The organism is Tunturiibacter lichenicola, from assembly GCF_051013355.1.
In the GTDB taxonomy this organism is placed as follows: Bacteria; Acidobacteriota; Terriglobia; order Terriglobales; family Acidobacteriaceae; genus Edaphobacter; species Edaphobacter lichenicola_F.
On sequence record NZ_CP132944.1, the window covers coordinates 444,476 to 464,825 of the forward strand.

Consider the following 20,350-nt stretch of genomic DNA (forward strand, 5'->3'; position numbering starts at 1 on the left):
TGGACTATCAAGCTAGAGTCAACCTAATCGGAGCGCAACTAGCGAGAGATCCCTTCAAGCGGCGAACTCGCCGTGGCGTAGAGTTTGCGCGGCATCCGCCCCGCCAGGAACGCCTGTCGTCCTGCCAAAACAGCATGCTGCATCGCTTCGGCCATTAGCAACGGATCTTTTGCGGCTGCAATCGCTGTGTTCATCAGTACTGCGTCAAAGCCCAGTTCCATGGCGAGCGCAGCGTCCGAGGCCGTTCCCACGCCGGCATCCACAATCAACGGTACCTCTGTGATCAGCTCACGCAAGATACGAAGATTCGCCGTATTCTGCAGGCCTAAACCACTCCCAATGGGCGCACCGAGCGGCATGACCGCCGCCGCACCCGCATCGATCAACCGCTTGGCGAAGACAATGTCGTCGGAGGTATATGGCAGCACCGTGAACCCTTCTTTTACGAGAACGCGAGTCGCTTCGAGCGTCGCGTGAATGTCCGGATAGAGCGTCTGCTGATCCCCGATGACCTCAATCTTCACCCAGTCCGAGAGTCCGACCTCGCGCCCGAGTCGTGCGGCGCGAATCGCTTCGTCGGCGGTGTAGCATCCCGCTGTGTTTGGAAGCAGGAAGTAACGCCTGGGATCGATGAAGTCAAGAAGTGACTCGCTCGACCGGTCCAGATTGACGCGACGTACTGCAACGGTCACCATCTCCGCTCCGGAGGCTTCGATGGCGGCCTGGGTCTCCACGCCGTCTTTATATTTTCCCGTTCCGACAATGAGCCGCGATTGGAAGGCTCGTCCCGCAATGACCAGAGGTTTCATGATTAATATCCTACCGTTAGGACGCAGATAAAACGCAAACGGCTCGCACTCTGAAGAGAGCAGCGAGCCGTCTGGCGGTGAACTGTTGAGATTGACCTGAGGCGTCCATACTCGGACTTGGCCTCGGCTAGGACTTTCAACTACAAAGACCGCCAGGACTAGAGCTATGGACGCTCTAAGCCTCAGTCACCTCACGTTGCGTTGAACTACATGTACTGTCAATTTTCATAGGCTGGACCATCCTCCTTTCCCGTGTAAAAGCAGATTACTCCCGACTGAGGCTACAGGCAAGTTGCTTCTGAACAGGAGCTTCGGGACATCTGCAAGGATGCATTCGGCATCGAATCGGTGGTTGAGATCGCCGCTCGAAAGAATTGCCACTTGACAGAAAGGCTCAACCATATGAAGCCAGCAACCATTATCGGAATACTTCTCATCGTCCTTGGAATCATCGGATATGCGACCGGCGGAATCTCTTTCACACATGAAAAGAAGGTCGTCGATGCAGGCCCCGTGCAGATCTCGCATAAGACTCAGGACACACTTCCACTCTCGCCGATTCTGAGCACTATTTCACTCATCGCTGGTATTGGTCTGGTAGTGGTCGGGGCGAGGGCGAAGTAGAAGCTGTCGTGCTGACCGGCACATCACGCTATAGTCAGGAGGCCAGCAACCGAAAGCGCTATTTGAGGTAGGCACGGACGAGGTCGATCAGATCTTCTCCCAGCTCTGGCGTGAGAGGAGCGTGCCCGTCTTTCAGCAGGTGCAGCCTGATATGGTCTTCAAGCACCTCGCCCATCAACCCATTAATCCCGCCGCGTGCAGCTGCCAGAAGCATCAGCACGTCGGCGCAGTCATGGTCGTCCGACCCCAACGCGCGTTCGACACTATCGATCTGACCACGAATTCTCTTCACTCTGTTGAGTAGCTTTACCTTTTCCCGATTATTAGTTGTCATATAATCTCCTGCATACCGTACCGGGGTATACTATACTTGTTGTCAGTCCTCCGCAAAAAATGTTTCACAATCTCGCCCTACGTGCGCAGAAAGGAGAAGTCAGCCGATGATTCAAATGATCCAACGAATACGACCTCGCAGTCCCAAGACGGCCGGCAACAGGCCTCTGATCCAGATCGTCCAGCGCTGGGTTGAAACTGCAGATGAGCGTTGTCCACTTGCCTGCGTCTGGTTCGCTCTGCCACAGATCGCCCCGGAACTGGAAGTTGAGTCTGAATTATCACGGCCTGCCTTCTATCTCTCACGTCCGAAGGCAGGCCGTTTGCATCCTATTCACATTCTTCATGCACCATTAACTTTGGTTCAATCATTGAAGAACTCAATACATATAACGGCAGCACTTCTGCTGTTGACGATCTCCTTCGTCGCGAGGGGCCAGGAGCAAGACCTGATAGATGCTCACCCCAGCCGTCCGGCGAAGCTCCCTGATGCGCCCGCCCTGGCGGACGAGACAGCGCCGACCATGTTTCCGCACTGGGAGCACTCGCGTTTCCTCATCGCCGGGCAGGCCAATATCGTCTTTCAATCGGATGGGCCATTCCACTCCCCTTACGAAGGCACGAACAGCTTCATTGGCCGCGGCGAGTACAAGGTCTCCCTGCTCGGCACGCTCTATCTTGGAGCGAAACTTCGGAGCGACCCTAAGACTGAAACCGACGCCATCTTCAATCTTGAATCGGCTGGAGGACGCGGTCTCAGCGAGGCGCTAGGGCTTGCCGGGTTCACGAATCTCGACGTTGTTCGCAATCCAAATCTCGGGTCGGTCCCCTACATGGCTCGAGCTCAACTTCACCAGACCATCGGCTTCACGGACAAGATGGTTGAAAGCACCCGCACGCCATTTTCGCTCGCGACCGAGGTTCCCGAGCGCCGGCTGGAGTTTTATGTGGGCAAGATGAGCTTGCCGGACTACCTCGACATCAATGACATTGGCAGTGATAGCCACCTTCAGTTCCTCAACTGGACCGTCGACAACAATGGCGCATGGGACTATGCCGCCGACACTCGCGGTTACACCTACGCTGCTGTCACCGAATACGACGACAAGGTGTGGTCCGCCAGATATGCCCTGGCGTTGATGCCTACGGTTGCAAACGGCATCGATCTCGTCTGGAACCTGCGTCAGGCCAGCGGGCAGAACTGGGAGTTCGAACTCCGAAAACCACTGTTGGGCCATCTTGTGTCCCCGGATCGGAAGGGCGTCGTGCGAGTCCTCAGCTTTGTCAATCATGCGCACATGGGCCTCTATCGTGATGCGGTGAACGCTTACCTGTCCGGCGAAGATCCTACGCCGGAGATAACCAAGCATGAGAAGTATGGCGCGGTGAAGTACGGCTTCGGCCTGAACGCCGAGCAGGAGCTAACTCAATACCTGCGCGTCTTTACTCGCTTCGGCTGGAACGAAGGGCAGCACGAGTCTTATGCCTATACGGAGGTCGACCAGACAATGGAGTTCGGCGGCGACTACTCCGGCCGCGCGTGGTCTCGCCCAAACGACAAGGTCGGACTGACCTTCGTATCGAATGGCATTAAGAGCGACCATCAGGAATATCTCAGATTGGGTGGTCTAGGCTTCCTGCTTGGCGACGGAAAACTAAATTATGCGCGGGAGGACATCCTCGAAAGCTACTACAACCTGCATGCCTGGCGCGGAGTCTACTACGCGTTCGATCTGCAATTTGTCGATCACCCCGGCTACAACAAAGATCGCGGTCCGGCGCTGGTCGAAACTGTCCGCATGCATGTCGACTTCTAGGCTTCATCCTCAAACTGATGCCTTCTTACACAAACTATTCGATCTAGAAGGCTTAGATGAGCCAATCCAGCTTTCTGACTTCACTAGAATGACCTGTGAAACCATATACTGATGCTGTGGGTACCCTCGGCATCGTCCAACTGTGCGCCTTTGTCGTCGGACTCCTCTTCGGCAGCTTTCTTAATGTCTGCATCTCGCGCTTACCCCGTAGAGAATCCGTTGCTCGTCCGCGCTCCCACTGCTCCGAGTGTGGAGTTGCGATTCGCTGGCACGACAACATCCCCTTATTGAGCTGGATCTTGCTTCGTGGCCGCTGCCGGGACTGCAATCAGACGATTCCCTGGCGATATCCGCTGGTTGAACTTGCAACCGGCCTTTGGTTCGCGATCGTCGTCGTCGAGGTGACGGCCTCATCGTTGGTTGGCCTGTATGTACAGCTATCGGCGGAGTGGTGGGCTATTCACATTCTGACGGGCCTCGGACTCATCATTCTCGGGTTCCTTCTCATCGGGCTGATGGTGATGGATTGGCGGACCATGATTCTGCCGAACTCCTTTACGCTCGGTGGCATTGCCATCGCCCTATTCCTCGTGTGCAGTCAGGCGATCTTTCTCGAACCGAAGGAAGATGAGGTTATTTTGACCAAACACCACATCCAGCTCACCAGCCCTGGAGGGGTGGTTGACCACGGAAATCTTTTTTTGACTGGTCCGGAGAGCCTCATCTTCGGCCGTATTGCGGCCATCTGCGGCGCGGCGCTTGTGCTGCTGCTGATCCGTTGGATCTACAGAGCAGCCCGCCATCGCGAGGGAATGGGCCTTGGAGACGTCAAGTTGCTCGCCATGATCGCAGCCTTCCTTGGCTTTTGGCCGGCGATTCTCGCCCTTTTTCTCGGAACATTGGTCGCCGCTGTGTATGGGATCGTGCTTCTGGCACGAAATAAAGCCGGTGCGAGCTCCAAATTGGCATTCGGAAGCTTTCTTTGTATTGGTGGATTGGTAGCTGCGCAGTTCGGTGATCGCCTGATCAATATGTACATAACATTACTTCGATAGCCGCACACAGGTGCGCATCCGCTTGACACTTGCCACCCGCAATCTTAGAGTCGAAGATGGCCATGCACAGTTACCCATACATTTGGAACTACCTTCCACTCGTGCTGCAGATTCTGGTCGCCCTTGGACTCGCAGTCGGCATGGTGGGTGCCTCATTTTTCATCGGTAAACATAAAAATTCACGCACCAAGGCCGGAGCGTACGAGTGCGGAATGGAGCCGATTGGCGACGCTCGTGGCCGCTTCACGGTCCGCTTCTACATGGTCGCGATGCTGTTCATCCTGTTCGATGTCGAAGCTGTCTTCATGCTTCCCTGGGCCGTAATCTTTCGCCGTCTGCCCGGGATCACTGGCTCTCGCATGTTTGGCTTCTACGAGATGCTCGTCTATCTCGGTTTCGTTGCCGTTGGCCTCTTCTACGTCTGGAAGAAAGGCATCCTGAACTGGGCGGACGATAAAGGGGACCTCTAATGTACGACCCCACCTCTGCTATTAAGGGCAAGCAAGCTGTCTTCGCGGCGCTTCCTGGGAACGCTGCCGTCAAGGCGTTCGCTGAGCTCGCTACAGATGCCAAATTTGACCGCGCTGAACTGACCATTACAGTGGCTCGCGAAGACATTCTCGCAGCCGGAAAGACCGCTCAAAAGGCAGGTTACAACTTCCTCGAAGATGTAACCGCTGTTGACTGGTACCCCTCCGAGCCGCGTTTTCAGATCACATACCATATCCTTTCGCACTCGCTGAAGGAGCGGCTACGCCTCGTAGTTCGTCTCGATAGCGACGCAGCCTCCCTCGACAGCATTACTTCGATCTGGCCGGCCGCCAACTTCTACGAGCGCGAAGTCTTTGACCTCTTCGGTGTCCACTTCGGAGGTCATCCGAATCTGCGACGCATCATGATGCCCGAGGACTGGAAGGGGCATCCCCTACGCAAGGACTACCCCGTGGAGGGCTACCGCTAATGACTCCCCCAGTTGAAGAGATCACCGGTGCTGCAGCGATCGATCCAGGTATCGATGATGTAATCGCAAACTCTGCCCGCAATCGTCAGAACACACCGCCGAACGACCAGACCATGATCATCAATATGGGGCCCCAGCATCCGTCGACCCACGGCGTGCTTCGGCTTGTGGTCGAAGTTGATGGCGAAACGGTTGTCGCGATGGCTCCCGACATTGGATATCTGCACACTGGTATCGAGAAGACCTGCGAGGCCAAGTTCTACCAGCAGGTCGTCCCTCTTACCGACCGAATCGACTACCTCTGCCCCATGACCAACAACCTTGCCTACTGTCTTGCGGTAGAGAAGTTGCTGGGTCTGGAGATACCTGAGCGGGCGCAGTATCTTCGCGTTCTCTTCAACGAACTGACCCGTATTCAGTCGCACCTCGTCTGGCTCGGGACGCATGCCATGGACATCGGCGCGCTCACCGTCTTCCTCTACTGCTTCCGCGAGCGTGAAGAGCTGTTGCGCATCTTTGAAGCGGTAGCCGGCCAGCGCATGATGACCAGCTACGTCCGCGTCGGTGGCCTTAGTGTTGAACCACCGCGTGATATTTACGAGAAGATCCGCACCTTCCTCAAAAACTTCCCCGCACATGTGGATGAGTATGAGGGTCTGTTGCAGACGAATCCCATATGGATCAACCGTCTCAAGGGCGTAGGCTACCTTTCGCCCGAAGATGCGATTGCGCTGGGCGTTACCGGACCGCCGCTGCGGGCCTCTGGGATTGACTTTGACGTTCGGCGCGACATGCCCTACTCGGGCTACGAAAAGTTCCAGTTCAATGTACCTGTCTCGAATATCGGCGACGTCTGGGCTCGCTATATCGTTCGCATGCAGGAGTTCCGGGAGTCGGTCAAGATCTGTTTGCAGGCACTGGATGGCCTTCCCGAAGGACACATTGTGGCCGATGCGCCGAAGATCATCCTTCCGAATCGCGAACAGATGAAGACCCAGATGGAATCGCTCATCCATCACTTCAAGATTGTGACCGAAGGCTTTGGTGTACCGGCAGGCGAGGCTACCAGCTCCGTCGAAGCGCCGCACGGCATGATGAACTATTATGTCGTCTCGGACGGTACCGCCAAGCCGTACCGCGTCCACATGCGGAACCCGGGATTCGCAACACTGCAGGCGTTGGAAACTATGTGCAAAGGCCGTCTCCTCGCCGATGTCGTCGCCGTCATCGGATCGATCGATATCGTGCTCGGCGAGATCGACCGCTAACCTCTGATGCTCGATGCACGCCTCAGAGCTGAACTTTGGACCTCGTGGGCTTCGCTGCTTCGCTCTTACGCAGCGGCCCACGGATTGAATAGCCGGCATCATGCAGTGGTCGAAGTCGGCGCAGAGGAGATTACGCTTCGGGTTGCCAGCCGCTGGCTTCGCTTTACCCACGAAGCGATGGAGTTGAGTGATGGAAGCCGTTCTGCTTTCCACATGGAAGAAGATGGAACGGTTAAACTGAATGGCGTCACCGAAGAGATGGACCTTGCCGCCGAACGGCTGGCGCGGGAGATGATGCAGAGTGAGTGAACTAGCCAATACGATCTTTTCGCCGGAGCTGGCCGCGCGCTTCGACAAACTCGTCACCATCTACCCACTCAGGAGGTCGGCGCTCGTCCCCATGCTGCTGTACGCGCAGGACGAGGTCGGATACGTCTCTGACGCAGTGATCGCTGAGATTGCTCAGCGCATCGGCATTCTTGAGTTGGACGTCCGTAACGTGCTTTCGTACTACTCCATGCTGCGCACCAAGCCGGCTGGCAAGTACAACGTGCAGGTGTGCACGAATATCTCCTGCATGCTGCGCGGCGGGTACGAAATTCTCGACCACTGCAAAGATAAGCTGGGGATCGGTCATAAAGGGGTGACCTCGGATGGCATCTTCTCTTTAGAGGAGGTTGAGTGCATCGGCGCCTGCTGCTGGGCTCCCGCAATCCAGATCAACTACGACTTCCACGACGATCTCACCACGGAAAAGGTTGATGTGCTCTTCCAGATGTATCGCGACGGCCAGGGAAAGGACGTGAAGTAATGCCAGCACTCGTCTCTCATCCCGATGAAGTAAAAGTGGTCTCGCGCCGGTTCGGCATGGGCGCAGCCGATATCGAAAAATATATTGAACTTGACGGCTATAAAGCTGTTCAGCAGGCTATCGCCGAGGGCCCCGACTGGATCATCAACCAGATGAAGGCTTCTGGTCTGCGCGGCCGCGGGGGAGCAGGATTTCCTACGGGAATGAAGTGGTCTTTTGTTCCCAAGCAAGCCGAAAAGCCGAAGTACGTCCTGGTCAACGGCGACGAATCAGAGCCCGGCACCTGTAAGGATCACGTTATCTTCCTGCACGATCCGCACGCTGTCATCGAAGGCACCATGATCGCCGGCCTCGCCATCGGGTCCAAGCTGGGCTTCATCTATCTGCGGGGCGAATATCGCTACCTGTTGAAAGTCGTCGAGAAGGCTGTCGCTGACGCTTACGCCAAGGGCTTTCTCGGAAAGAACATCTTCGGGACGGGGGTGGACTTCGACGTCATCACGCAGACAGGTGCAGGAGCCTACGAGGTTGGTGAGGAGTCGGCGTTGATGGAGTCGCTCGAGGGCAAGCGCGGAGTGCCACGCATCAAACCTCCCTTCCCTGCAGTCGTCGGGCTCTACGGCGGGCCAACCGTCATCAACAATGCCGAGACTATTGCAAATGCACCACACATTCTTTTGATGGGTGGCGAGGCTTATGCGAAGCTTGGCAGCGAGCGCAACGGCGGAACGCGACTCTTCGGCATCAGTGGCCACGTCGAGCGCCCAGGCGTCTACGAATTGCCCATGGGCTACAACCTCAAGCGTGCAATCTATGAGGTCGCCGGTGGGATCAAGGACGGTAAAAAACTGAAGGCAGTCGTTCCCGGCGGCTCAAGCTGCCCGGTCATGTTGCCGGAAGAGATCGATGTTGGCCTTGACTTCGACCAGATGGGCAAAGCTGGCACGATGCTTGGCTCGGGCGGGATCGTTGTGCTCGACGAGACCGTGTCTATCGTCGAATTCGCTCTTCGTACGATCGCTTTTTATCAACATGAATCGTGCGGCTGGTGTATTCCCTGCCGCGAAGGCACGGACTGGATCAAGAAGACTCTAACCCGCGTCTATAACGGTGGCGGCAATAAGAAAGACGTCGACAACGTTCAATACCTGGCGGAAAACATGCTGGGCCGCACCTTCTGCCCGCTCGGCGATGCGGCCGCGATGCCTACCATCGCTTTTGTCAAAAAATTCCGCAAAGAGTTTGAAGACTATATTGAAGGCCACAAGGCCGGGACCCCCATCATCACCGTTGAACAGCTGGTTGGAGCACATTAAGCCATGGCAGACGTAACTTTTACTGTAGACGGAAACAAACTCACCGCCCCGGCAGGCACTCTTCTCCTTGAAGCTTGCAAGTCCGCGGGTATTGAGATCCCCGCCTTCTGCTACTATCCTGGCTTGTCGCTCCAGGCAGCCTGCCGCATGTGCGTCGTGCGCATCGAGAAGATGCCCAAGCTTCAGACCGCTTGCACTACACCCGTCGCAGAAGGAATGGTCGTTCAGACCGAGACCCCCGAGATAGTTCAGGCTCGCAAGGCCACCCTGCAACTGCTCCTTGGCAATCATCCGCTCGACTGCCCGGTCTGCGATGCTGGTGGCGAATGCGAGCTGCAAGACATGACCTTCAAGTACGGTGCAGCGGAGAGCTTCTACACCGAGCCCAAAAACCACCGCGAAGAGCAGAAGTGGTCGCCCGTCGTTTATTTCGATCGCCCGCGCTGCATCCTCTGCTACCGCTGCATTCGCATGTGCGGCGAAGGGATGGACGTCTTCGCCCTCGGCATTCAGAACCGAGGCAGCTCCTCGGTCATCGCTCCAAACGTCCCCGCCGATATGTCGCCCGACAACCTCGCGCATGTGGACTGCGAGCAGTGCGGCATGTGCATCGATGCCTGCCCCGTCGGCGCGTTGACCTCTGGCACCTACCGCTACAAGACACGCCCGTGGGAGATGAATCACGTCTCCACTATCTGCACCCACTGCGGCGATGGTTGCAAGACCACCCTTGGCGTACGCAGCACCTCCGACGGGAGCGAGATCGTCCGCGGCGACAATCGCGATAAATCCGGCATCAACGTAGATTTCCTCTGCAATAAAGGTCGCTACGCCTTCGACTTCGCGAATAACGAAGACCGCATCACTCAGCCTCTGGTCCGCCAGCCTAACGGTGAGATGAAGCCCGTTAGCTGGGAGGTTGCACTCGACCACGTCGGCAAGAAGTTTCGCGAGTTGCGCGACACTCGCGGTGGCAAGACTATCGGTGTCATTGGCTCAAACCGCACGACCAATGAAGAGGCGTATCTGCTGCAGAAGTTCGCGCGCACCGTGCTCGGAACCAACAACATCGATCACCATCGCACGGCCGATTACATCTCTTTTGCGCAAGCTCTGGCTGGAACGACCGGCCGCGCCGCCTCGCTGAACGATACCAAGACTGCTCCGGCTATCATGATCCTCGGCGGCGACCCCACCATCCAGGCACCCGCCACTGCGTGGAACATTCGCACCAACGTCCGCAATCATCACGCACGTCTCTACATCGCGAACTCGGCCGAGATCAAGCTGCGCCGTCAGGCCAAGGCCTTCGCGCACATCGCTCCGGACAGCTACGGTGCGCTCGCCAGCTTCATTGCTGGAGACGACAGCGCTGTGGAATCCCTCACGCACCCCGGGGCAGATGCAAGCTCTTTCCACAACTTCCGCAACGCGGTCCGCGCCGAAGAGCAACTCCTCGTTCTACTCGGCTCGGAGTTCACCGGCTCTGACCTCAAACGCCTTCTGGCATTCGGCACTACGATGCCGAACCGGAAGTTCGCCCTCATCTCCGACTACGCCAACTCGCGCGGTGCGGCCGACATGGGCCTTCTTCCCAATATGCTGCCCGGTTACACTCCGCTCGCAGGCAACACCACCTTTGCTGAGTACAAAACTCCCGCTGAGCCGGGCATGGACATGCTTGAGATCTTCGAAGCAGCCGGACGCGGCGAGCTGTCGGCTCTTTATGTCGTCGGCTCGAACCCTGTATCCCGCTATGAGATCGATCCTTCGTCCCTGAAGGACACCTTCGTCGTTGTGCAGGACATGTTCCTCACCGAGACCGCAGCCCTCGCCGACGTAATCCTTCCGGCCGCAAACCTCTACGAAAAATCCGGCTCCGTCACGAACAGCTACGGGGACCTGCAACTGGTCAACAAGGCCGGCGATCGTGCGGGTGTTCGAACCGACTTTGAGTTGATCGTCCGCATCGCCGATAAGATGGGGGCAAACATGCGCGAGCTGGTTCCCTTCGGCAAAGGCACTCACGCGGATATGGGCCAGTCCCGTGGCGCGCACTCCGGCGAGGCTGACCGCCATGCCGTGTGGCTCACGGCCAATAACATGGAGCCCAGGCTCAGCCCATTCGATCCGTTCGCCATTCTCGACGAGATTCAGCGGCTGGTTCCGGGGTACAACCTGCTCCGTCTCCAACTACTCAGCGGGAACGATCAGCATCTGCAGCCAGCAGTCCTGACAGATCTTGTGCAGATCGGTAACCGTCGCGACCTCGTCTTCCCGGCGAAGGATACACTGTTCACCTCGGGCACTCTGGGCCGCTACTCCACCATGCTCTCTGACCTGCAGCACAACGAGAGCCTTCGTCCTCCAACCGGCCTCACTCAGATCCAGACCGCAGCAGACTAAGTAGTTCGACACTGACGAAGATTTAAACAGGAGCCAAACCCAAGACCGTGAGCCACCTCAGCCCATTTCAGACGTTTCTGCTGCTCAGCATCCTCAAGGTTGTGGTCGTCCTCGTCATCACCCTGATGGCGGTCGCCTACACGGTTCTGCTGGAGCGCAAGGTCCTGGGTCGCATCCAGAACCGCTGGGGGCCCTCCCGCGTCGGACCTTTCGGTATGCTGCAGCCGCTGGCTGACGGCATCAAGCTCTTCCTTAAGGAAGATCTAATGCCCACTGCCGTCGAACGCCCACTCTTCCTCCTTGCTCCCGTTATTGCGTTGGCGTGCGCGCTGATTTCCATCGCCGTAGTTCCCTTCGGCGGTGTGCAGACCGTCAAGGGCGTAGAGATGTTCAACATCGCCGACCTCAACATCGGCCTCCTGGTCATCCTCGGCATCACCTCCATCGGCGTCTACGGCATCGCGCTCTCGGGCTGGTCGTCGAACAACAAATTCGCCCTCCTCGGCAGCCTACGCGCAACCTCGCAGATGATTAGCTATGAGCTCGCGCTTGGCCTCTCTCTGGTAGGCGTTGTGCTTCGCGCTCAGTCCCTCAGCCTGCGCGACATCGTCAACAGCCAGGGCGCTCACGGTTTACTCTCCTGGAACTTTTTTGGCGGTTTCCAGTTTGTTGCCTTCTTCGTCTACATCATGGCCGCCTATGCTGAGACAAATCGCGCCCCCTTCGATCTGCCGGAGGCCGAATCCGAACTTGTTGCCGGTTATCACATCGAGTACAGCTCCATGAAGTTCGCCATGTTCTTCATGGCTGAGTATGCCAACATGATCACCGTCAGCTGCGTCGCTACCCTGCTGTTCTTCGGTGGCGCGTCCAGCCCCTTTGGCCACTTGTTCCCCGACTTCAGCAGCCCAATTCTCGCCGCCATCGTGCCAATTCTGTGGTTCGTCGTCAAGGTGCTCGGATTCCTCCTGCTCTTTATCTGGGTGCGTGGCACGCTGCCTCGCTTCCGCTACGATCAACTGATGAGCTTTGGCTGGAAGTTCCTGTTGCCCGTAGCCATGGCCAACATCATCATTACCAGTCTCGTCATCGCACTGCGCAGTTAGTTCAAACGAAGTACGCACCAAGGTGTTTTACAATCAGCAGATAGCCCGATAGTTTCAAAGCGACTTAACAAGGTTCACGAGATTCAAAAAGGAACCGCGAAAGATCATGCAACTCGTACTCTTTCTCATCTTTGGCGTGCTGGCGGTCGCAGGAGCACTCAACCTCCTCCTGCAGCGTCATCCGATCAACAGCGCTCTCTCGCTGGTTGTTGTGATGATGTCACTCGCCGTCCTTTACTGGTCGCTCGGGGCAGAGTTCCTCGCCGCCTCGCAAGTCATCGTCTACTCCGGTGCCATCATGGTGTTTTTCGTCTTCGTCATCATGCTGCTGAACGCCGGCGAAGAGGAACGCACCACTGGAAGCCGTGCCGCCTACATCGTAGGCTTCCCCGGTGCCGCAGCCATCTTTTGTCTGCTAAGCTACGTCTTTCTTTCGGAGCGCCACGCCCTCGGCACAACCAACATCGGTGGCTATCTCAACCACATCACCAGCAACATCTCCGAGATCAGCACCATCCTCTTCACCAAACTTCTGCTTCCGTTCGAAGTCACCTCTATCCTCATCCTTGTAGCAATCCTCGGAGCCGTCGCGCTCGCGCGAAAGGAGCACTAGCCATGTCCACACAGGTTCCAATCGCTGCTTACCTTATCCTCGCAGCCGTGCTCTTCTCCGTTGGCGTTGCGGCATTTCTTATCAAACGCAACCTCATCACTATCTTCATGTCGATTGAGTTGATGCTCAACGCAGTCAACCTGACCTTCGTTGCGTTTGCGCACATGTGGCACCAGGTCTCCGGACAGATCTTCGTCTTCTTCGTAATGGTCGTCGCGGCCGCCGAGGCTGCCGTCGGCCTTGCGATCATCATCGCCATCTTCCGCACACGCCAGACGCTGAACGTCGACCAGATCGACCTGATGAAATCGTGAACTCTATGCCCTCTGTCTCTATGATCTCCGACTATCTCTGGCTGATCCCGCTGCTTCCCTTCGCCGGCTTCCTGATCAACGGAACCATTGGTCGCAAGCTGCCCCGAACCCTGGTCACGGCAATCGCGTTGATCTGCACTGCTATTCCTGCGGCGATCGTTGCGTGGCTCTGGATCGTCATGAAGGCAGATGGCGCTCCGGAGGTTATCCGCGTAGTCTCCCAGCCGTGGATCGCCATTACCGGCCTTCAGATTGACTTTGCTTTCACCGTCGACCACCTAACTCTGATTATGCTCGGCGTGGTTACGGGTGTGGGCTTCCTCATTCATCTCTATTCAGTGGGGTATATGGCACACGAAGAGGGTTACTGGCGATTTTTCGCCTACCTGAACCTCTTCATGTTCTTCATGTTGGTGCTGGTGTTGGCCGAAAGCTTCCTTCTGCTCTTTGTCGGATGGGAGGGCGTTGGTCTCGCCTCGTACCTGCTAATCGGCTTCTACTTCAAGAAGGACTCCGCCGCGAACGCGGGCAAGAAAGCCTTCATCGTCAACCGCATTGGAGACTTCGGCTTCCTGCTCGCGATGTTCCTGCTGGTTGATCACTTCGGCTCCCTCGATTTCACCCATGTCTTTCAAGCGATCACGGTTAATCCTGAATGGCATGGCGGCATCCTGACGGCAATCGCTCTCCTGCTTGTCCTTGGAGCAGTCGGCAAGTCTGCTCAGATTCCCCTCTACATCTGGCTCCCCGACGCGATGGAAGGCCCCACTCCTGTCTCTGCGCTGATTCATGCGGCGACAATGGTGACGGCCGGCGTCTACATGGTCGCTCGCTGCCATGTGCTCTTCGACCGCAGCCCCTACGCTCTAGGCGTCGTCGCCATCATTGGAGCTGTTACCTGCATATTTGCGGCCTGTATCGGCATGGTGCAACAGGACATCAAGCGGGTTCTCGCCTACTCCACTGTCTCGCAGCTCGGCTATATGTTCCTGGCGTGCGGAGTCGGAGCTTACACCGCCGGCATCTTCCACCTCGTCACTCATGCCTTCTTCAAGGCGCTGCTCTTCCTCGCCGCCGGTTCCGTCATTCATTCCCTCTCGGGCCAGCAGGACATGCGCAAAATGGGTGGCCTCCGCAAGCGCATTCCCATCACCTTCTGGACAATGACGATGGGTGTTTTCGCCATCACCGGCCTGCCCCCTTGGGCAGGGTTCTTCTCCAAGGACGATATTCTCTATCAGGCTTTCGTCTCACACAACTCGCTCGGCAAAATTCCCTGGTTTATCGGCCTCGTCACCGTCGGAATGACCGCGTTCTACATGTTCCGCCTCTGGTTCAAGACCTTTTTTGGCCCCGAACACTTCGAAGAGCATGCCGATATACACGACCACGGAGCCGCCGTCCACACTCACGCTGGCAGCCATGCGGTCATGGTGGCCGACCACGAAGAAAGTCACCAGCATGGCGTCCACGAATCCCCTTGGATTATGCTCTTCCCCCTCGTTATCCTCGCGATTCTCTCTGTCATTGGCGGATGGGTTGGTGTTCCCGCTGCTATGGGAGGCCATAACGAGATCGAGCACTTCCTTGATCCCGTCTTTGCCAATAACGCAAAAGACGTTGCAGTCACAACCGGGAGCAGTGGCTTGGAGCTGCTTCTCTCGGCAGTCTCCGTTCTCACTGCCCTCGTCGGCATCTTCTTCGCCTACGTCTTCTACTGCAAAAAGCCAGGCACCGCAGCGGCTCTCGCCGAACGCGCCCCTGCACTTTACAACCTGGTCACAAACAAGTTCTACATCGACGAGATCTACAGCGCTCTCATTGTTACCCCGCTGCTGATGTTCACCCGGCTCTTCCTCGGCGGCGTAGTCGATGGAGGCGTCGTCAATGGCTTCGGCGCAGCTGCTGGCGCGACCACCAAAGGTTTCAGTTCACTTGTCCGCCGTATTCAATCCGGCAATATTCGCTCTTACGCTGGCTGGCTGGCCCTTGGAGCCGCCGCCGTTCTGCTCGTCATGATCTTCGGCCGCTCCATCTGGATGCACTAAAGAATTCGCCTCACGCAGGACCGCGCTTATGTTGCACCAAAGGAAACGATGAACCCGCGATGAATATAGACCACACCATCCTGACCGTCTTGATCTTTGTCCCCCTCGCGGGCGCGGTCCTGCTGGCGCTCATGCCCGATAGAGGCAAGCTGATGCAGTGGGGCGCACTGGTCGTCACGCTGATCACCTTCCTCTGCACCTTACACCTGCCCGCCCATTACGACTACTCCGCAGCCGCAGGAACCTTCCAGTACGAGCAGAACTACGATTGGATCAGATCCCCTGCCATCCGCTACCACCTCGGCGTCGATGGCCTCTCCATGTGGCTCATCGTGCTCACCGGCTTCCTCGCGCCACTCGGTGTCCTCGTCTCCTGGAATACGATTGGCGACCGCAAGAAGCTCTACTACACTCTCTTTCTTCTCCAGCAGGTCGCGATGCTCGGCATCTTCGTCTCGCTCGACCTCTTCCTCTACTATGCGTTCTGGGAGTTCTCACTAGTCCCGATGACGCTGCTTATCGCCACCTTCGGACGCTCCTCGAATCGTCGCCGCGCCGCTATCAAGTACTTCCTCTACACCTTTATTCCATCAGCGATCTTGCTCGTCGGTATGCTCTGGGTCTACGCCCGTACTGGCACCTTCCAGCTTCCTGACCTCGCCCAGCTAGCCGCAAACCACAGCATCTCGAACAACTCCGCGGCACTGTGGCTGGCCTCGATCGCTTTTCTGGTCGCCTTTGCCGTGAAAGTCCCGGTGTTCCCGCTTCACGGCTGGCTCTCGGATGCTATCGCCGAAGCACCCACTGCTGCAGTGATGGTCCTGGTCGGAAAACTTGGTCTCTACTCGATTTTGCGCTTCTCGTTCAGCATCTTTCCCGAACAATCCCGCCACATCGCACCTTTGATGATCGCACTCGGAGCCATCGGTATCGTCTACGGCGCACTCATCGCCCTGGTGCAGAAGGACCTGAAACAACTCGCAGCCTACGGCACCCTTGGGCACGTCAGCGTCGTTGTTCTTGGCATCTTTACCTTCACGATCGCCGGGATCGACGGCGGTATATACGCCACAATCAACGAGGGCATCGGAGCCGGAGCCTTCTTCATTCTTCTCGGCATTCTTTATGAACGCTATGGCACCTATGACATGCGTGACTATGGTGGCCTCGCTGCAAAACTTCCATGGATGGTGACGCTTTTCGTTATCACGACACTGTCGGTGATCGGCCTACCCATGCTGAACGGTTTTGTCGGCGAATTTTTGGTTCTTACTGGTTCTATGCAGTCCGCCGTTGCCCACCACGTGGCGTGGACGGTCCTTGGTACTAGCGGCGTCATCTTCACTGCGTCCTACATGCTCTGGATGATCCAGCGCGTCTTCTACGGCGACCTCAACGAAAACACCGCCGACGTTCCTGTCCCAGACGTGAGCGCTCGCGAGCATCTCGCTCTCTGGCCGTTAGTCGCTATCATGCTGCTCATGGGAGTCGCTTCTCCATACTGGATGCGCGCGATCGATACCGCCGGCACCTACCTTGCGCGAGAGCCGCTACCCTCCGAACCAGCTGCTTCCATCAGTCCGGTTGACCAACAGTCGCAGACAACTGCCACCCAGGAGGCCAAGAAGTAAATGTCCCCTAACGTCCTGGCCCTTCTACCGGAGTTGGTCCTTACCATCACTAGCGTCATCGTCATGCTGGCCGAACCCTGCCTCAAACTCAACGCCAGCCGCAAGCCGCTTGGGTGGCTCGCCATCATCGGAACGATTCTTTCTATCGTTGCCAGCTGGTACCAGATCGAGTTCGGAACGGTGCACGCTTTCTACGGAACCATTCAGGTTGACGCCTTTTCGATCCTCTTTCACTTTGTTATCGGTTCGGTCTTGCTTGTAACGCTCCTTGGCTCACTGGACTACTTCGAAGGCAACGCCAGCCACACCGGAGAGTACTTCGCACTCACACTCTTCGGCACCGTGGGCATGATGCTGATGACCTGTTCGGTCGAACTTTTGATGGTATTTGTCGGTCTGGAGATTTCCTCGATCTCCACCTACATCATGTGCGGCTTTCGCAAGGGTCAGGCAACAGGTACCGAGTCCTCTATCAAGTATTTCCTGCTCGGCTCCTTCGCTACAGCCTTTTTCCTCTATGGCGTAGCCTTGGCCTTCGGTGCCACGGGCTCGACCAACGTCTACGCAATCGCCCACGGCCTTGAGACCACTACGACCCCAGCCCTCGCCTTTACCGCGCTGGCGCTGATCCTGATTGGCCTTGGTTTCAAGGTGTCCGCTGCTCCCTTTCACGTCTGGACTCCGGATGTCTACCAGGGCGCGCCCGCCCCGGTCGTCGGTCTTATGTCGACTGCGCCGAAGGCAGCGGCCTTTGCCGTCCTGCTTCGCATTACCTTCACCAGCTTCCCGGTCTACCAGCATCGTTGGTCCATCCTCATGTGGTGCCTGGCTGCGCTATCCATGACGATAGGAAATCTAGGAGCCCTGCTACAGCGCGACGTCAAGCGTATGCTTGCTTACTCCAGCATTGCCAACGCCGGCTATCTTCTTGTCGCCTTCACCGCCTTCCCCTTCGACGGTATCGCCGCGGCCTGTTTCTATACTGCGACCTACTCCGCAATGAATGTCGGGGCCTTCGCGGTCATCACCCAGATCAGCGGCTACGACGAACGCGTCCGCACCATCGACGATTACACAGGACTGGCCCAGAAGCGTCCGTATCTTGCCGCGCTGCTCTCCCTGTTCCTCCTCTCGTTGATAGGAATCCCCTTCACCGGCGGCTTCTTCGGCAAGTTCTACGTATTTTCTGCTGCAATCCACGGCGGTAACGTTTGGCTCGCTGTCATCGGTTTGCTCAACAGCGGCGTCGCATGCTTCTACTATCTGCGTCTGCTGGCCACCGTCTACACACGGCCCGGCACTGAGAGCACCCGCCTCGAACAGCTTCGCCCAATCAGCGTCCCTGCGGCCGTCGGCCTGGCCCTTGCTGCGGTTGCGACCCTGGCTCTCGGAATTCTGCCCAACGGCGCTGTCTCCTTCGCGGAGTTCGCCAGCCACTCGACCTTGATCGAACAAGGCCGCCAGGAGTGTGCGGCGTCTCCTGACAACTGTCACCTGCAGCTCGACTTCGACGTCAAATAGGCAGCGATAGCTAGCCAACAACAAGGAAGGAAAAGCCTCCGCGAGTCGCGGAGGCTTTTCCTTGCTACAAACTTCAATCGTTGAAAGCTTACTTTACCTTCAGGAAGATGATGACGAACGTGAAGAGTGCAAGCGACTCGATGAACGCGAGGCCAAGAATCAGGAAAATAAAGATTCCAGGACGTGCGCCCGGGTTACGTGCCAGCGCCTCGGTTGCTGAAGCGGTCGCCTTACCTTGACCCAGGCCGCAAAGACCAGCCGCGAGGGCCATGCCCAGACCTGCAGCCAGCGGAACCCACTGGTTGGCAACTTCGCCACCCTGCGCAAAAGCCGGCGTTGCAAGCAGCATCGCGGCCAACGACATAAACAGATATTGCAACTTCTTCATGGTGTTACTCCTGCCTCCGTTGGATACGCCGCCAGTGGGTGGTTGATGCTCACCGTGCTGGCACCCTCACGCTATGCGGCGTTGTTGCACACTGCGAGAGGAGGCCCCAAGCAGCGAAGCTCAAAATTTCTAGTGATCGTGTGCCACTGCGAGTGACAGATAAATCGCCGCCAGCAGCATGAACACGTAAGCCTGAATAACTGCCACACCGAGATGCAGCCCCAGAAACACCAGAGGAATTCCAATCGGAATCAGCGAGAAGAACGCGATGGTCAGCAGGTCACCGGCAAACATATTCGCGTACAACCGGACGGTCAGCGACAGGACACGCGCAAAGTGCGAGATGATCTCGATCGGAAGCAGCAACGGGTACAACCACCAGACCGGACCGAGAAACTGCTTAATATACGCAACGCCATTCTCCCGGACACCATGGTAGTGGTAGTAAAGGAAGGTAATGATCGCAAACCCCAGCGGCACAACGACGTTCGCAGTCGGCGACTCGAGACCCGGGATTAGGCCGAGCAGATTGCTCAGTAGAATGAACAAAAACAGCGCCGTTAGGTAGCTTACAAATCGCTCGTATCCATGGCCGATGATCTGCTCGCCCTGTTCCGAGACAAACTCGTGAGTCATCTCCGCCAGATGCTGCACGCCGCCTGGTTTTTCAACGTTCAGCGACACCCGCACCAGGGCGAAGTAGGCAACCAGGACCAGAAACACCAGCAACTCCATCGCGAATGCATTCGTGATCGGAGCCTGGGGATAGGTCGGGTGCACATGCAAAGCACTCAGAAACGCCGTCACGGGCGCGGCAAAGTACTGATTCAGAATTCTGGTAAGTAGTAACTGTGTTGGCATATAGAAAATCAGTAATTCTGTTTCGGAAGTCACGAATGCCCGGTCTAGACCGTCCACGCCTTTATCAGCCTCAAACCTTCAATCGTGAGTGCGAACACACCCAGAGCGAGGCCAGCGGCAAGCGCGTAGACCGAACCATTCAGAACCTTAAGGCTAACATAAAGAAGCACCACGGTCAGCCCTAGGCGCAAGAAGAAACCGAACAGGAGCAACCCCATCGGCTTTGCCTTTCCGCCGCCATCCATCCGCACCATAACGGCCGTCATCAGGCGCAGCCACTCGAACAGCCCCGACCCCGAGATCAGCGTGCCCACCAGTAGCAAAACGGCAGATTGCCATCCCAGCTTCCACCACACCAACGGCGCTGCCAATACCGTAATGATCACCAATAGCCGCAGCGCGCTCAAAATCGTTCGCTGAAAGTCCGCGTCGCTGAAATTCTCCAACGTTCTCACTTCCCTGCCCTCA

Annotated in this window: 21 protein-coding genes; 16 read left to right on the plus strand and 5 right to left on the minus strand. The window is 57.0% G+C overall.

Annotated features, from left to right (window positions below):
* Positions 1 to 38: 38 nt before the first annotated feature.
* Positions 39 to 809 (minus strand): thiazole synthase, encoded by a 771-nt coding sequence (locus RBB82_RS01835; RefSeq protein WP_433973411.1) that lies wholly within the window; start codon positions 807 to 809, stop codon positions 39 to 41.
* Between the two features lie 402 nt (positions 810 to 1,211).
* Between RBB82_RS01835 and RBB82_RS01840 the strand changes: the two genes are divergently transcribed.
* Positions 1,212 to 1,433: a DUF3185 domain-containing protein gene (locus tag RBB82_RS01840; protein WP_433973412.1), complete on the plus strand. Its 222-nt coding sequence runs from the start codon at positions 1,212 to 1,214 to the stop codon at positions 1,431 to 1,433.
* Positions 1,434 to 1,491: 58 nt separating this feature from the next.
* Here the strand turns inward: RBB82_RS01840 and RBB82_RS01845 are convergent, their stop codons facing one another.
* The gene (locus tag RBB82_RS01845) at positions 1,492 to 1,767 is read right to left on the minus strand and encodes a metal/formaldehyde-sensitive transcriptional repressor (protein ID WP_433973413.1); all 276 of its coding nucleotides are present in this window, start codon (positions 1,765 to 1,767) and stop codon (positions 1,492 to 1,494) included.
* A 370-nt stretch (positions 1,768 to 2,137) separates the two neighbouring features.
* Here RBB82_RS01845 and RBB82_RS01850 point away from each other — a divergent pair, with 370 nt between their 5' ends.
* The 15 genes from RBB82_RS01850 (at position 2,138) to RBB82_RS01920 (ending at position 18,633) form a co-directional block, all read left to right on the plus strand.
* A complete protein-coding gene (locus tag RBB82_RS01850; protein WP_433973414.1) occupies positions 2,138 to 3,583 on the plus strand; it encodes a carbohydrate porin in 1,446 nt (481 codons plus the stop codon).
* 95 nt (positions 3,584 to 3,678) lie between these two features.
* Entirely contained in the window at positions 3,679 to 4,638 is a 960-nt protein-coding gene (locus tag RBB82_RS01855) for a prepilin peptidase (protein WP_433973415.1), read from the plus strand.
* A gap of 62 nt (positions 4,639 to 4,700) precedes the next feature.
* Positions 4,701 to 5,108: an NADH-quinone oxidoreductase subunit A gene (locus tag RBB82_RS01860; protein WP_433973416.1), complete on the plus strand. Its 408-nt coding sequence runs from the start codon at positions 4,701 to 4,703 to the stop codon at positions 5,106 to 5,108.
* Positions 5,108 to 5,599 carry an NADH-quinone oxidoreductase subunit C gene (locus RBB82_RS01865; protein ID WP_433973417.1) on the plus strand — a complete coding sequence of 164 codons (492 nt, stop codon included), beginning with the start codon at positions 5,108 to 5,110 and terminating at the stop codon, positions 5,597 to 5,599. The genes RBB82_RS01860 and RBB82_RS01865 overlap by 1 nt, the downstream gene beginning before the upstream one ends.
* Positions 5,599 to 6,867, plus strand: coding sequence for an NADH dehydrogenase (quinone) subunit D (gene nuoD, locus RBB82_RS01870; RefSeq protein WP_433973418.1), 1,269 nt, complete (start codon positions 5,599 to 5,601; stop codon positions 6,865 to 6,867). Before RBB82_RS01865 ends, nuoD begins: the two co-directional genes overlap by 1 nt.
* Before the next feature lie 6 nt (positions 6,868 to 6,873).
* Positions 6,874 to 7,176 carry a transcriptional regulator gene (locus tag RBB82_RS01875; protein ID WP_433973419.1) on the plus strand — a complete coding sequence of 101 codons (303 nt, stop codon included), beginning with the start codon at positions 6,874 to 6,876 and terminating at the stop codon, positions 7,174 to 7,176.
* Positions 7,169 to 7,678, plus strand: coding sequence for an NADH-quinone oxidoreductase subunit NuoE (nuoE, locus tag RBB82_RS01880; RefSeq protein WP_433973420.1), 510 nt, complete (start codon positions 7,169 to 7,171; stop codon positions 7,676 to 7,678). The genes RBB82_RS01875 and nuoE overlap by 8 nt, the downstream gene beginning before the upstream one ends.
* The gene (gene nuoF, locus RBB82_RS01885) at positions 7,678 to 8,994 is read left to right on the plus strand and encodes an NADH-quinone oxidoreductase subunit NuoF (RefSeq protein WP_433973421.1); all 1,317 of its coding nucleotides are present in this window, start codon (positions 7,678 to 7,680) and stop codon (positions 8,992 to 8,994) included. The genes nuoE and nuoF overlap by 1 nt, the downstream gene beginning before the upstream one ends.
* Before the next feature lie 3 nt (positions 8,995 to 8,997).
* Complete coding sequence (locus RBB82_RS01890) at positions 8,998 to 11,400, plus strand: molybdopterin-dependent oxidoreductase (RefSeq protein WP_433973422.1); 2,403 nt, start codon at positions 8,998 to 9,000, stop codon at positions 11,398 to 11,400.
* 47 nt (positions 11,401 to 11,447) lie between these two features.
* Positions 11,448 to 12,506 carry an NADH-quinone oxidoreductase subunit NuoH gene (gene nuoH / locus RBB82_RS01895; protein WP_433973423.1) on the plus strand — a complete coding sequence of 353 codons (1,059 nt, stop codon included), beginning with the start codon at positions 11,448 to 11,450 and terminating at the stop codon, positions 12,504 to 12,506.
* A gap of 106 nt (positions 12,507 to 12,612) precedes the next feature.
* Positions 12,613 to 13,119, plus strand: coding sequence for an NADH-quinone oxidoreductase subunit J family protein (locus RBB82_RS01900; protein ID WP_433973424.1), 507 nt, complete (start codon positions 12,613 to 12,615; stop codon positions 13,117 to 13,119).
* Between the two features lie 2 nt (positions 13,120 to 13,121).
* On the plus strand, positions 13,122 to 13,433 hold the full coding sequence (gene nuoK, locus RBB82_RS01905) for an NADH-quinone oxidoreductase subunit NuoK (protein ID WP_433973425.1): 312 nt from the start codon (positions 13,122 to 13,124) through the stop codon (positions 13,431 to 13,433).
* 5 nt (positions 13,434 to 13,438) lie between these two features.
* Complete coding sequence (nuoL, locus tag RBB82_RS01910; RefSeq protein WP_433973426.1) at positions 13,439 to 15,481, plus strand: NADH-quinone oxidoreductase subunit L; 2,043 nt, start codon at positions 13,439 to 13,441, stop codon at positions 15,479 to 15,481.
* 59 nt (positions 15,482 to 15,540) lie between these two features.
* A complete protein-coding gene (locus RBB82_RS01915; RefSeq protein WP_433973428.1) occupies positions 15,541 to 17,112 on the plus strand; it encodes a complex I subunit 4 family protein in 1,572 nt (523 codons plus the stop codon).
* A complete protein-coding gene (locus RBB82_RS01920) occupies positions 17,113 to 18,633 on the plus strand; it encodes an NADH-quinone oxidoreductase subunit N (RefSeq protein ID WP_433973429.1) in 1,521 nt (506 codons plus the stop codon).
* Between the two features lie 88 nt (positions 18,634 to 18,721).
* Here RBB82_RS01920 and RBB82_RS01925 read toward each other — a convergent pair whose 3' ends face one another.
* The 3 genes from RBB82_RS01925 to RBB82_RS01935 form a co-directional block, all read right to left on the minus strand.
* Positions 18,722 to 19,021 (minus strand): ATP synthase F0 subunit C, encoded by a 300-nt coding sequence (locus RBB82_RS01925; protein WP_260740272.1) that lies wholly within the window; start codon positions 19,019 to 19,021, stop codon positions 18,722 to 18,724.
* A gap of 129 nt (positions 19,022 to 19,150) precedes the next feature.
* Positions 19,151 to 19,882, minus strand: coding sequence for a F0F1 ATP synthase subunit A (gene atpB / locus RBB82_RS01930; RefSeq protein ID WP_433973430.1), 732 nt, complete (start codon positions 19,880 to 19,882; stop codon positions 19,151 to 19,153).
* 44 nt (positions 19,883 to 19,926) lie between these two features.
* Positions 19,927 to 20,337 carry an ATP synthase subunit I gene (locus RBB82_RS01935; protein ID WP_433973431.1) on the minus strand — a complete coding sequence of 137 codons (411 nt, stop codon included), beginning with the start codon at positions 20,335 to 20,337 and terminating at the stop codon, positions 19,927 to 19,929.
* Positions 20,338 to 20,350: the final 13 nt, after the last annotated feature.

What these genes read in the sequence shown, in the direction of transcription:
- RBB82_RS01835 (WP_433973411.1), bottom strand. Translation starts at nt 809, where the DNA reads ATGAAACCTCTGGTCATTGCGGGACGAGCCTTCCAATCGCGGCTCATT.
- RBB82_RS01840 (WP_433973412.1), top strand. Translation starts at nt 1,212, where the DNA reads ATGAAGCCAGCAACCATTATCGGAATACTTCTCATCGTCCTTGGAATC.
- RBB82_RS01845 (WP_433973413.1), bottom strand. Translation starts at nt 1,767, where the DNA reads ATGACAACTAATAATCGGGAAAAGGTAAAGCTACTCAACAGAGTGAAG.
- RBB82_RS01860 (WP_433973416.1), top strand. Translation starts at nt 4,701, where the DNA reads ATGCACAGTTACCCATACATTTGGAACTACCTTCCACTCGTGCTGCAG.
- RBB82_RS01865 (WP_433973417.1), top strand. Translation starts at nt 5,108, where the DNA reads ATGTACGACCCCACCTCTGCTATTAAGGGCAAGCAAGCTGTCTTCGCG.
- nuoD (WP_433973418.1), top strand. Translation starts at nt 5,599, where the DNA reads ATGACTCCCCCAGTTGAAGAGATCACCGGTGCTGCAGCGATCGATCCA.
- RBB82_RS01875 (WP_433973419.1), top strand. Translation starts at nt 6,874, where the DNA reads ATGCTCGATGCACGCCTCAGAGCTGAACTTTGGACCTCGTGGGCTTCG.
- nuoF (WP_433973421.1), top strand. Translation starts at nt 7,678, where the DNA reads ATGCCAGCACTCGTCTCTCATCCCGATGAAGTAAAAGTGGTCTCGCGC.
- RBB82_RS01890 (WP_433973422.1), top strand. Translation starts at nt 8,998, where the DNA reads ATGGCAGACGTAACTTTTACTGTAGACGGAAACAAACTCACCGCCCCG.
- RBB82_RS01900 (WP_433973424.1), top strand. Translation starts at nt 12,613, where the DNA reads ATGCAACTCGTACTCTTTCTCATCTTTGGCGTGCTGGCGGTCGCAGGA.
- nuoK (WP_433973425.1), top strand. Translation starts at nt 13,122, where the DNA reads ATGTCCACACAGGTTCCAATCGCTGCTTACCTTATCCTCGCAGCCGTG.
- nuoL (WP_433973426.1), top strand. Translation starts at nt 13,439, where the DNA reads ATGCCCTCTGTCTCTATGATCTCCGACTATCTCTGGCTGATCCCGCTG.
- RBB82_RS01915 (WP_433973428.1), top strand. Translation starts at nt 15,541, where the DNA reads ATGAATATAGACCACACCATCCTGACCGTCTTGATCTTTGTCCCCCTC.
- RBB82_RS01920 (WP_433973429.1), top strand. Translation starts at nt 17,113, where the DNA reads ATGTCCCCTAACGTCCTGGCCCTTCTACCGGAGTTGGTCCTTACCATC.
- RBB82_RS01925 (WP_260740272.1), bottom strand. Translation starts at nt 19,021, where the DNA reads ATGAAGAAGTTGCAATATCTGTTTATGTCGTTGGCCGCGATGCTGCTT.
- atpB (WP_433973430.1), bottom strand. Translation starts at nt 19,882, where the DNA reads ATGCCAACACAGTTACTACTTACCAGAATTCTGAATCAGTACTTTGCC.